General features: G+C 44.9%; 11 protein-coding genes and 2 riboswitches. Of the genes, 5 read left to right on the top strand and 6 right to left on the bottom strand.

Going from position 1 to position 11,655, the window contains the following annotated elements; all coding sequences use genetic code 11:
- Positions 1-220 precede the first annotated feature (220 nt).
- From ldtA to FN037_RS02840, 5 genes are all read left to right on the top strand, one after another.
- Positions 221-1,162 carry a L,D-transpeptidase gene (gene ldtA / locus FN037_RS02860; RefSeq protein WP_138361513.1) on the top strand — a complete coding sequence of 314 codons (942 nt, stop codon included), beginning with the start codon at positions 221-223 and terminating at the stop codon, positions 1,160-1,162.
- 235 nt (positions 1,163-1,397) lie between these two features.
- A riboswitch (Fluoride riboswitch) is annotated at positions 1,398-1,460 on the top strand.
- A gap of 122 nt (positions 1,461-1,582) precedes the next feature.
- Positions 1,583-2,017, top strand: coding sequence for a hypothetical protein (locus FN037_RS02855; RefSeq protein ID WP_138361512.1), 435 nt, complete (start codon positions 1,583-1,585; stop codon positions 2,015-2,017).
- 74 nt (positions 2,018-2,091) lie between these two features.
- Positions 2,092-2,511: a universal stress protein gene (locus FN037_RS02850; protein ID WP_138361511.1), complete on the top strand. Its 420-nt coding sequence runs from the start codon at positions 2,092-2,094 to the stop codon at positions 2,509-2,511.
- A gap of 262 nt (positions 2,512-2,773) precedes the next feature.
- Complete coding sequence (locus FN037_RS02845; protein ID WP_142501502.1) at positions 2,774-4,312, top strand: MutS-related protein; 1,539 nt, start codon at positions 2,774-2,776, stop codon at positions 4,310-4,312.
- Positions 4,309-5,823, top strand: coding sequence for a MutS-related protein (locus FN037_RS02840; RefSeq protein WP_142501501.1), 1,515 nt, complete (start codon positions 4,309-4,311; stop codon positions 5,821-5,823). The genes FN037_RS02845 and FN037_RS02840 overlap by 4 nt, the downstream gene beginning before the upstream one ends.
- A 48-nt stretch (positions 5,824-5,871) precedes the next feature.
- Here the strand turns inward: FN037_RS02840 and crcB are convergent, their stop codons facing one another.
- From crcB to FN037_RS02810, 6 genes are all read right to left on the bottom strand, one after another.
- The gene (gene crcB / locus FN037_RS02835; protein WP_142501500.1) at positions 5,872-6,246 is read right to left on the bottom strand and encodes a fluoride efflux transporter CrcB; all 375 of its coding nucleotides are present in this window, start codon (positions 6,244-6,246) and stop codon (positions 5,872-5,874) included.
- Positions 6,247-6,270: 24 nt separating this feature from the next.
- Positions 6,271-6,957, bottom strand: coding sequence for a 2,3-bisphosphoglycerate-dependent phosphoglycerate mutase (locus tag FN037_RS02830; protein ID WP_138361507.1), 687 nt, complete (start codon positions 6,955-6,957; stop codon positions 6,271-6,273).
- 314 nt (positions 6,958-7,271) lie between these two features.
- Positions 7,272-8,558, bottom strand: coding sequence for a phosphopyruvate hydratase (gene eno, locus FN037_RS02825; RefSeq protein WP_142501499.1), 1,287 nt, complete (start codon positions 8,556-8,558; stop codon positions 7,272-7,274).
- Between the two features lie 15 nt (positions 8,559-8,573).
- The gene (locus FN037_RS02820; protein WP_138361505.1) at positions 8,574-9,002 is read right to left on the bottom strand and encodes a universal stress protein; all 429 of its coding nucleotides are present in this window, start codon (positions 9,000-9,002) and stop codon (positions 8,574-8,576) included.
- A gap of 3 nt (positions 9,003-9,005) precedes the next feature.
- A complete protein-coding gene (locus FN037_RS02815) occupies positions 9,006-9,968 on the bottom strand; it encodes a manganese-dependent inorganic pyrophosphatase (protein WP_142501498.1) in 963 nt (320 codons plus the stop codon).
- 42 nt (positions 9,969-10,010) lie between these two features.
- Positions 10,011-10,085, bottom strand: a riboswitch (Fluoride riboswitch).
- Positions 10,086-10,293: 208 nt separating this feature from the next.
- A complete protein-coding gene (locus FN037_RS02810) occupies positions 10,294-11,652 on the bottom strand; it encodes an MFS transporter (RefSeq protein ID WP_138361503.1) in 1,359 nt (452 codons plus the stop codon).
- Positions 11,653-11,655 lie beyond the last annotated feature (3 nt).

Below are 11,655 nucleotides of genomic sequence, written 5' to 3'. Positions count from 1 at the left end.
AGCCTCTGGTTGAGCAAATTCGTTGTTGACCAATTGGGTGCCCGCCTGTCGCATGAACCGGTCTTTGTCCTCATCCTTTCGCGTCCAGTGTCCGTGCTATTCAACATCATTAACCGTTTTATCTGGCGACGGGAATGCGTTATCAGGGGCTAAATCAGAAATGAAATAATAAACGCAGCTATAATTTATTCACGGTTGTCGCCACAGAGGAAGGGAAAGAGTGCGACGAGTGAAACGGTTTTACGTGCTTATTATGATCTTTACCTGCCCGAGCGTTCTGGCGGTGAGCTACCCGTTACCTCCGGAAGGAAGTCGCCTGGTTGGCACTCCCTTGATCATCACTATTCCGCAAAGCAACACTCAGCCCCTGGAAACATTTTCTGCTCAGTATGGCCAGGGACTGAGTAATATGCTGGAGGCCAACCCTGGGGTCGATGTCTTTTTGCCGAAACCGGGCTCCACGCTGGTGGTGCCCCGACAGCTTATTCTGCCCGCCACGGTACGCAGCGGCATTGTGATTAACGTTGCGGAAATGCGCCTCTACTATTATCCACCTGATGGCGCAACGGTAGAGGTTCTGCCGATTGGTATTGGTCAGGCGGGGCGTGAAACGCCGCGTAACTGGGTTACCGCGGTGGAGCGCAAGCAGGAAGCGCCGACCTGGACTCCGACGGCCAATACTCGCCGTGAATATGCCAGACGAGGTGAAAGTCTGCCCGCTTTTGTTCCAGCCGGGCCAGATAATCCGATGGGGCTATATGCAATTTATATCGGCAGGCTCTACGCTATCCATGGTACTAACGCCAGTTTCGGCATTGGCCTGCGTGTCAGTCAGGGCTGTATTCGCTTACGTAATGATGATATCAAATATCTATTTGATACTGTTCCGGTGGGCACGCGCGTACAAATCATCGATCAACCGGTGAAATACACGGTTGAACCGGACGGTAGCCGCTGGGTTGAGGTCCACGAGCCATTGTCGCGTAATCGTGCGGAGTATGAGTCCGGCAGGAAGGTTCCGCTCCCCATAACACCAGCCATTCAGGCATTTATAAAAGGGGAAGGGGTCGATATCGATCGCGTCAGCCAGGCGCTTGAGCGCCGCTCTGGTATGCCGGTGGAGATCGCATCGTTGCCCCTGCCTGCTGGTAGCGGATTTTAGCTTTAGTCTGGTATAGCCGAGCCGTTTTGTGTCGTCGTCACAGGGCCATGGCCGCCAGTCAAACAGATTCCCCTGCCGGAGAGGTGATTCGTGTGGCGGGCTTTACTGTTACACAGCCTCTCCGTATCTGATGTGCAAATTTATTGCTTTCGTAAGCCTGGGAGGTCGTTTTTGAAATAATTAGTAGATAGAAAGTTTAATATTGACTGGTGAATTATCGTTTTCACTGCTAAATTTTTCATCAGGAGATGGCATTCCTCCGTTAACCGCCTTCCAGGCTGATGATGCCTACACATCCAGGTTTTTCCTCATTGGGAAAAACGTGAATCTGTGTAGGAGGTCACTATGCTGCAATATTCTTCCGTATCTGTTTTTGATCAAGTTATCCGCATTTCCTGTGGCGCTGTAAGCAGGAGGCATATGATCGACATCTGGTTTCAACCAGCGTGGTGGCTGGAGTCGGCGTTTATCGTTTCCCTGTTGTTTATGCGTATATCTATAACCACCAGACCCTTCGAAACAATGGTTTTCTGTGTTGACCGGCAATCTGTCGGTCCTCGAACAGGAGAGGCTATGCTGAAGAAGAATGTCTCTCAGGACAAATGTTTGTTCGGCGCTGGTCTCGTTTTATTGGCAAGCTTTTTCTGCGATGTACTAGCGATTCGCACACTGATGAAACAGAGTCTGGCTGCTGCTGTACCTGTGTGGCGCGCGTATCCACGGATAGATAAAATGCAATATTTTACACAAGTCGCCATGCGCAGTGGTCGCTCGGTCATGCCAATGTTGAGTGCTTGTCAATTTTTGGGGCCATGTTGTCTGTTTACAGAAAAAATGTGGGCAATACCGCAATAAATGGAATAGGCATGAAAATGAAGACATTTCAGTAGAAGCCTGACATTGACATTGTGCTTGATGAGGGCTGCATTATGATTAATAAAATTTTAATCGCCTACGATGGTTCAGAATCTGCGAAAGAGGCAATGAATTTTGCTTTTGAGCTGGTACACCATTTTAACTGTGAACTGCATATTATTGCGGTTTGTCAAATGTCTGAATTTGCTGGTGCGCTGGAAATGCAGGATTTTATCAATCGGACTCAGTCTTATTTTAATCAGTTGATGAGACGTCAGAAAAAACAATATCCAGAGCTAAAAAAAGAGGTCAAATACCATGTGGCAGTAGGACATCCGGCTGAACAGATACTTCGTTACGCTGACGGACATGGCGTTGACCATATTGTTGTTGGGCACAGGGGGAACACACATTTTGCTCACTGGGTATTGGGATCGGTGGCCCGACAGGTTGTCGATCACGCATGCTGCCCTGTGACGGTAATCAGAAAATGACAACCAGAAAAAAAACAGGTTTTATCGATGGTTATTTCTTTACATGTTTCCTGCGTGATATCCGGTGTTGCGACCATAATGAAAACGCAAACACACAAATAATACCGAGGATACAAAGAATTAACGTTATAATGACATAACCCATGTTTGTCTCCATCATTAATAATGAAAAAAGAAGTATAGCACACGGCAAGTATTATTTTTTCAATAGTATGTAGTAAATTACTTAAGATGCGTCAGATATCTGTCAGGAGAGAGAATTATGGAGTTTTATAGCATTTTGTATGCATCACTTAGTGGAAATCAAAAACATCAACTCGCTCACGATACACCTGAGTATTTTATTGATCTTAATCTTGATCAAATAGTCAGTGCTATTATTCATGGGCGAGATGAGTACGATTTAGCACCCTATTTTTATACCCCACTACGGTACCTGGAGGATATCTATTACCGTCAGGATATTATCCAGGATGTGATCGAAAACTCTCTTTATAACACCCTTATGGATTTTTCTGGAATGATGAGGAAAATCAGAGAAATAGCAGGTAAAAAGGAATATAAATACTATCATTTTCAACAGAGGCGCTGGGAACTTGAGTGTGTTTTGCTTTATTGTAAGGCGGTGGCGGTACTGGATGAACAACTGACTACAGCCTCGTTGAACTCTTGTGGAATGACAAATTTTAAAAACTATCTTAAACAATACACTACTAGCAATAGTTTCATCGAGTTATACGCGACGGCGCGAAAAATTAGTCATTCGCTTAGTGGTATTCAGTACAATCTGAATATTAAAGGTGACACGATATCGGTTGAGCATTATACGAATGAAACAAATTACAGTGATCAAGTTCTCAATGTTTTCTCAAAATTCAAACAGCGCAATGTCAACGTAGACGTGGACTTTAAAAGTCACGATGGCATCATGAATGATGTTGAAGCGAGGATTCTGGATTGTGTCACCAGACTCTTTCCGACTATATTTGAAGAACTTGATACCTTTATTAAATATAATGAAAATTACCAATCTGTGGTGCTAAAGGTTTTCGAACGTGAAATACAGTTTTACCTTTCGAGTGTGGAATATATTCGTAAGTTTCAGGCCGCAGGATTGTCATTTTGCATTCCACAGATTAATCAACATAATCAGGATGTTTTTGCTAACACGGCATTTGATCTGGCCCTTGCTAATACTCTTATAGAGAAAAAGGTCAGTATGGTCTGTAATAGCTTTAGGTTACAGGGACGTGAACGCATTATTGTCGTTTCTGGCCCCAACCAGGGCGGTAAAACAACATTCGCCAGAATGATCGGTCAACTTCATTATCTGGCGTTACTGGGTTTATATGTGCCGGCAGAAGAAGCACATTTAAATCTTATCGATCATATCTTTACGCATTTTGAGAAAAGTGAAGATATCCATAATCTTAGAGGTAAATTATATGATGATTTGGTTCGTATAAAGGCCATCCTTGACCAGGCTACAGCAAAAAGTCTCATTATTATGAATGAGATTTTTACATCGACTACCTCGCACGATGCAATATATTTAGGCACCCAGATTATCGAAAAAATCTTGCGACTGGACGCGCTTTGTGTCTGTGTGACATTTATCGATGAACTCACCCTTATCGATCGCGCCATTGTCAGCATGATGAGTACGGTTGAGGATGAAGATAAAGCTACGCGTACCTATAAAATTATTAAGCAACCCGCCAATGGTAAGGCCTGTTCAGTAACGCTTGTACAGAAATACGGGCTGACATATGAAAAAATAAAAGCGAGGTTAAATGCATGAAAACGTATCTGATGTATAAAAATAAGGATTTTATTGTCGATGATAGTTTTCCTGAACATTTCAATATCATGATGAAAGATCTTGAACTTAATGTTCTATTACAGTCACTGTCTGCGGGAGATGATTTTTTATATTCAGTAGTTAAAAAAGCTATCTCACAATTGTTATGCGAAGTTCCAGACATTGAATACCGACAGGCTATTCTGAAGGATTGTCTGAGTCATCCTGATATTATCCGTGATTTTTACAGCGTGGTGGTTGAATGTCTGTCAAAGGAAAAAGATAATCTTCATTATGGCGTTTTTGGGCATTATCCTTCGGCGGTACTTCATCAGTCTATTTCCTTTACCAGATATTTACTGGTCAGTTTGCGAAAAGTCAGGTGCATAGCAGAAGCAAATCTTTCCCATTTCGCATCTACTGGCATGGCCAGATTATTTGCGATGATTATTCAGGAGTTAAATGAAGAATATCTGGCAATGATAGAAGAACATCTCAAAAAAATGAGTTTCAAAAAAGGAATATTGATCAGTGCACGTCCAGGTGAGGGCAATCGGGGAGAGGACTATGTGCTCAGGCAACCTAATCGCCAAGAAAAAGGATGGTTCAGGCGGCTTTTTGTCAGAAAACCTGAGCATTATACGGTGCAGATAGCACCACGGGATGAAAATGGTTTCAGGGCGCTGAGTAATTTACAGGATGAGGGACTGGTTCTGGTTGCCAGAGCAATGGCGCAATCCACAGCTCATTTGCTCAACTTTTTTAAATCATTGCGCACGGAACTTGGATTCTATATAGCCTGTATTAATTTGTCGGAAACATTAAATATGCGTCATATTCCGCAGTGTTTCCCGGTTCCTGCTTATAAATGTGAACGTTATCTGTCTTTTGATTCCTTGTATGACATCTGTCTGGTGTTGACCGCTGATAAAACAGTTATTGCGAATACTTTAAAGGCTGATAATAAAAATACGTTTATTATTACCGGCGCTAATCAAGGCGGAAAATCGACTTTCTTACGGAGTCTTGGCCTGGCTCAGGTGATGATGCAAAGTGGCATGTTTGTTACGTCTGAATCTTTTTGTACCGATATTTGCCGTCATATTTTTACTCATTATAAATGTGAAGAAGACAGTCATATGATCAGCGGAAAACTTGATGAAGAGCTCAGACGTATGCGCGATATTATCGATCTGCTCGAAAAGGATGATTTGGTCCTGTTCAATGAGTCTTTTTCAGCAACCAATAGCCGGGAAGGGGCTGATATTATCAGAGGGATTGTGGCCGCGCTGGCAGAATGTAAAGTGAAACTATTTTTGGTCACCCACAGTTCAGAATTTGCTTGTACCTACTACCAGGAGCATCATCAGGATGCCATTTATTTGTGTGCCGAAAGACGAGACGGTGGTGAACGAACCTTCAGGCTCACAGAGGGGGTACCACTGGATACCAGCTATGGTGAAGATCTGTTCGAGGAAGTATTTACCCGGGATATGCCGTCAGTGAGTTAATCCCGTCTGGAGCCTCCGCAGCGAAATTGTCGTACGGAGGTGCCGTAGTTAGATCAGGGTCATAACAAAAAAGCCGGCAGCGGTCATCAGTAATGAGCCGATAACATGCGTCAATACCGAAATGACAGCCCACGAATAATTACCATTCTGCAATAGCACCACGACTTCAGCAGAAAACGTGGAAAACGTTGTCATTCCGCCACACAATCCGGTGGTGATAAAAAACTTCCATGAAGGGTCAAGCTGCGGTTGTCTGATAAAAAAGGCCAGTGCCAGTCCAATAATAAAGCCACCGATCAGATTAACCAGCAACGTTCCCGGCGGGAGATTCGGAAATGTGCTATTAAGACGCATTGACAAAATCCAGCGGATTACGCAACCGATGGAACCGCCAATAATAACTGCAAATAACGATTTGTACATACAACCTCACGAGCAAAAAGAGCCTCAGATCAGGGCGCTACGTCCACCAATAATGTTACTTCCGTTCATTTCATATAAGACCGGGATCCCCGTCGGGATAGTCAGGTCGACAATCTCATTCTCATCCGTTTTTTCGAGAAACATGGTCAATGCTCTGAGCATATTAGCGTGGCCGACCAGTAATATGCTCTCACCGCTGATCACCCGCGGCGCGATGGCGTGTTGCCAGTAGGGCAGCACTCTGCGCTGGGTCATTTCCAGACTTTCTCCACCGGGAAGGTCTGACAACGCGATATGGCGATAACGTGGTTCCTGATGAAGGCGACGCGGATCGCCAGTCAATGGCGGCGGGATCCCGTGGTAACTTCGGCGCCAATGATAAACCAGCTTTTCGCCAAATCGATGTGCGGCTTCATCTTTGTTCATTCCCTGGAGAGCGCCATAATGGCGTTCATTCAGGCGCCATGATTTGTTCACCGGTAGCCAAAGTCGATCCAGTGTTTCCATCACCAGCCACAGGGAATAGACAGCGCGGCTAAGAACAGATGTAAAGGCGGCATCTATTTCAATGCCCGTCTGTTTTATCAGCCTGGCAGCATGCCGTGCTTCCTCCATTCCCTTCAGGGATAATGGAACATCTGTCCAGCCTGTAAAAAGGTTTTGCTGGTTCCAGATACTTTCTCCATGCCGGAGTAAGACAATTTTTCCCATATCAGAAACCTGTGGTAATTGGCAACCGTCAGTTATTTAACTGAAATTTGTTATCGCTATATTCAGTATTTCGGCTTATTTTCCGTCTTATTCAGGAAATAACGGACCAGAAAATGCGCGCAGCTACCGATAAATAAAGCAATAACGATGGTTTCGGTATCATCCGTAACCACACCAAAAACGAGATCTGATATCAGAAAAACCAGGTACGTAACCAGGATACCGACGACTGTCGATATAAAAAGTATTCTGAGATTCACAGACGATGTCCTCCATCACCTTCCGTACCATCGGTACGGAAGGCATGTACAGGATTAGCGTTTTTTAAAGGCGGATTTACCGGCAAAGATGGCAGCATTGCCCAGTTCATCTTCAATACGCATTAGCTGGTTATATTTCTCTATGCGCTCTCCACGACTGGGGGCACCGGTTTTCAGATGTCCGGCGCGTAGACCAACTGTCATATCGGCAATAAAGCTGTCAATGGTTTCCCCGCTGCGGTGCGAGATAAAGGTTCCCCAGTTGTTATCTTTGCACAACTGGACTGCTTCAATGGTTTCACTCAGCGTGCCGATTTGATTGAGTTTAATCAACGCGGCATTCGCCAGGTTTTCATCAATACCACGCTGAATATATTTCACATTGGTGACAAAGATATCATCACCAACCAATTCGACTTTATCACCGAGTACACTGTGCAGGACTTTCCAGCCAGCCCAGTCATCCTCCGCCAGACCGTCTTCAATCAGGGCAATCGGGAATTCACTCACTAATTGCTCATAGTAACGGGTCATTTCTTCCGCACTCAGCTGTGTTTTTTCGGTACGAAGTATGTATTTACCATCTTTGTAAAACTCACTGGATGCCGGATCGACACAAATCACAATATCTTCACCGGGCCTGTAACCTGCCTTCTTAATGGCTTCGACAATCAATTCCAGCGGCTGTCGGTTGGAACTGACCGTTGGCGCGAACCCGCCTTCATCACCGACACCCGTAGACAGGCCTTTTTCGAGTAAAACCTGACGCAGATTCTGGTATACCTCGCTTCCCCAACGGATAGCTTCGCGTACGGAGCTGGCTCCCCATGGTGCGATCATAAACTCCTGGAAATCGGCGCCTTGCCAGCGAGCATGGACACCGCCATTAATGATATTCATGCAGGGGACAGGCAGAAGGTTAGCGCCAACGCCACCCAGATAGCGGTAAAGCGGAATGCCGGACAGTTGAGCAGCCAGACGTGCTACCGCCAGCGATACGCCAAGAATGGCATTGGCGCCAATCCGGCCTTTATTTTCCGTTCCATCGAGGGCAATCAGCGCGTTATCAATATCCTTCTGGCGGCGTACGTCATAGCCCTGCAGAGCATCATGAATCTCAGTATTGATGCTGCGGACGGCATCAAGTACTCCTTTGCCGCCAAAACGTTGTTTATCGCCGTCACGAAGTTCAATAGCTTCGCGTGAACCGGTACTGGCACCGGAAGGAACTGACGCCCGAGCAACATGACCATCAACCGAGATCACTTCCACTTCTACGGTCGGATTTCCCCGGGAGTCCAGAATTTCTCTTGCGAGCACACGTTCGATTTCATAGCTCATATAAATGACCTTATTTTAAGGAGTGGATATATGTTTAATCAGTACATCAATAGAAAGATGATTGATAAATTCAAAAGAGAACGATGAGTATTCACCAAATAGACGATTTTTATGCCCCAGCATAACCAGATCGATGTTCTCTCGCTGGATAATAGCCTCAACATCTTTGAAACGATGGATAGTGACAATGGATCTGACTTCAATATCAATACTGCAGGATTCCACCAGGCGACTCAGCATGGCTTTTGCGTCGATAATCTCGCGCGCCTGAAGGTCCCTGGTGAGTGAATCACTCGTGAAATCCATTTCCCGATAATCAGTACTGATATGACCGACCGTAATAAGGGTTCCCGTTTCTTTTGCCAGACATTCGGCATGCTGGAGCAGTAGCTGACCATCGGTTTCATTCTGAACAAGTACCAATGCGTGCCGGTAGATTTGCATACCTCACCTCTTAGTTGATACAAAACGTTGCGTAAGCCAGGGCAGAATCTCTTTTTTTCTGCTTGTCATGCCGGGCAAAAAGACCTGACGTGCGCCTGTCAGACTGTTATCTGAAAAATACAGCATGGAATTATGGTGCGTAATGTCCGTTACCATCAGCACAACCATATCCAGATCGCTATGTTGACAACTGTGGTCAATCTCCTGCTGCAGGGCAGCAAGGTGGGGAGTAATATCGGCCATGTCGTGAACCTCGATCTGCGATAACAGCAAAGAGATACCGTGGATTTGATAATTCTTGGCATCGCGATGAAGCAGTACGAAAGCCGATTGACCGGTTAAATCTGTTTTGGCGGTAAGTAGCCCGGCAACGAATTTGTCATAATCCACACCTGCGATTTCCCGTAACATGGCAACGGCTTTTCGATCTTCGGCGGTGGTGGTTGGACCGCTAAGTGCGACAGTGTCGCTGAGAATTGCGCCCATAAGCAGTATAGCCTGCGCCGCAGTAAGCGGCATTGGGCTCTCTATGCTCAGGATATGTAGAATTACCGTCCCACAGCAGCCGACCGCGCGGATCCACACATCTGGCGGATTTCTGGTAATAATAGTTCCGAGCCGATGGTGGTCAATGATGCCGATAACGTTGCTGTCCGTCAGTGTGGGCGGTCCTTGTTCAACATCGGTGAAATCGACCAGCCAGACCGTTTTATCCGTCAAATTTTCAGTGAGCAATTCGGGCTGCGTGACGCCTGCCGCTTGCAGTATGTATTGGGTTTCCGGTGTGATTTCACCGAGGCGATAAGGCCGCGAGAGTTGACCGCGGTAGTTGAGCCAGTCGGCAACAACCAGTGCGCTGCAGATCGTGTCGCTGTCAGGATTGCGATGACCAAAAACGCGAATGAAAGAATCGCTTTCAACGGTGGGTGTAGCCGGAAGTACGGAAATAGTGGTTAAGTTTTGCATATGAACACCTGACATACCTGCGTATAGAAAAACAGCAACAGTTGTATATCAGGCGTCATCATCCGGTTCGAATGAACCGGCGGTTGGGAAAGGTGGAACACCATCACCTTATGGATCGAGCATATCTGAGGTTGCTCCTGAACGCAATATTTATTGCGTCAGGCCAGTAAAAGCATGGTAGCGAAAGGCGGAAGAATGATTTGCGTCTCACGTGATGCGTTTACCGCTATTGCTCTGTGCAAAACATAAGCCAGAGATAATCTGACAGACACCAGTATACTAACCGGTAACTGTCAGATCGAATATGTGTTAATGCACACAGCTATCACTGTGCGGGTTGTTTGTTTTTATTTCGTTCATTGAGATCCGCGATGATTTCATTAAAGGGTTTTTCATATTTAAAGAATAATAAGATCAGCACGCATATAAGTGCAAAAGCAATAGGTACCCAAATATAACTTGCGACAATTGCATTCATTGACTCCTGGCTTTGTGGTTGATTGGCAACATAACCACCGGAAGCTAAAATCCACATCGGAATGGCTCCGCCAAGCCCGGCGCCTAGTTTGATACCAATGCCGGCAGCGGTTGAGACTAATAATCCTTGCGCCCGAATCCCTGATTTCCACTCGCCAAAATCAACAGTATCGGCAATCATGACAAATAATAAACCTGAAGTAAATCCTTTGCCTATAGCACCAAAAACAGTTCCAAAATAGATAATCCAAAGGTTTTTATCACCTAAGAATATAATAAACTGCCCCAATGCAAATACAGCATAACCTACCAGGATTACCCAGCGCTTATCGAAATGGCGGGTTAAAAATGGCACCATGAATAAACCTAAAATACTACACATCGCTAATGAGTTTACAATTGGCACAACATCTGGTTGCCCAATATAATAAGTCAAATAATAGATGGCAGCAGTCGAACGCTGTGTATAACAGATATAACAGAAAATTGTTAATAATAGAGCCATCAGCCAGGGTGTATTCCCTTTGATAGATTTAATACCCTCCTTAAAAGGTAAGGATTGTTTACTCGATGATGTTTCTACTCTTTCGCGAGTGTTAAAGAATGTAATTAGTAACAAAGCCACACCCACTACTGCATAAAGGCAGAGAGTGGCAAAAAATCCTTTTTGCATATCCCCGGCACCCAAAAATGCAACTAAAGGCAGGAGTGTCATATTAACGATAAGGCCACCAAATTGTCCGCCCAGCATACGGAAAGTATTAGCCACTGTTCTTTCTTGCTGATCGCTCGTTAAGCTTGGTAACATGGTCGATAGTGGATTATTTACGCATGAATAAAATACGCTAACCATGACATAAGCAGCGAATGCGTAAATCATTTTTCCGGTTGCGCTTAAGTCTGGCCCCCAAAAGAGCATGATACAGGATGCGGCAAAGGGTATGCAAAACCATAAAATCCAGGGCCTGGATTTTCCCCAGCGGGTATTGGTTTTATCAATTAAAATGCCTAATACTGGACTATCTATCATATCGAGAAAGCGTACCGCCAGCATTAATACCCCAACAACTGTTACGCTAATTCCATAAACATCAGTGAAATAGAAAGTAAGATAAGTGGTTACCACCATATAAATTAGGTTACATGCAGTATCGCCTAACCCATAACTGATTTTTTCATATAAAGGTATTTTTTGATTATTATGCATGTT

This window comes from Klebsiella sp. 2680, assembly GCF_900198535.1.
Classification (GTDB): Bacteria; Pseudomonadota; Gammaproteobacteria; order Enterobacterales; family Enterobacteriaceae; genus Klebsiella; species Klebsiella indica.
The sequence above is the reverse complement of the archived record's forward strand: the minus strand, read 5'-3'. Positions and strand labels throughout refer to the sequence as shown.

Excerpts from the sequence above, each read along its gene's own strand:
- FN037_RS02855 (WP_138361512.1), top strand. The coding sequence starts at position 1,583 with ATGATCGACATCTGGTTTCAACCAGCGTGGTGGCTGGAGTCGGCGTTT.
- FN037_RS02850 (WP_138361511.1), top strand. The coding sequence starts at position 2,092 with ATGATTAATAAAATTTTAATCGCCTACGATGGTTCAGAATCTGCGAAA.
- FN037_RS02845 (WP_142501502.1), top strand. The coding sequence starts at position 2,774 with ATGGAGTTTTATAGCATTTTGTATGCATCACTTAGTGGAAATCAAAAA.
- FN037_RS02840 (WP_142501501.1), top strand. The coding sequence starts at position 4,309 with ATGAAAACGTATCTGATGTATAAAAATAAGGATTTTATTGTCGATGAT.
- crcB (WP_142501500.1), bottom strand. The coding sequence starts at position 6,246 with ATGTACAAATCGTTATTTGCAGTTATTATTGGCGGTTCCATCGGTTGC.
- FN037_RS02830 (WP_138361507.1), bottom strand. The coding sequence starts at position 6,957 with ATGGGAAAAATTGTCTTACTCCGGCATGGAGAAAGTATCTGGAACCAG.
- eno (WP_142501499.1), bottom strand. The coding sequence starts at position 8,558 with ATGAGCTATGAAATCGAACGTGTGCTCGCAAGAGAAATTCTGGACTCC.
- FN037_RS02820 (WP_138361505.1), bottom strand. The coding sequence starts at position 9,002 with ATGCAAATCTACCGGCACGCATTGGTACTTGTTCAGAATGAAACCGAT.
- FN037_RS02815 (WP_142501498.1), bottom strand. The coding sequence starts at position 9,968 with ATGCAAAACTTAACCACTATTTCCGTACTTCCGGCTACACCCACCGTT.
- FN037_RS02810 (WP_138361503.1), bottom strand. The coding sequence starts at position 11,652 with ATGCATAATAATCAAAAAATACCTTTATATGAAAAAATCAGTTATGGG.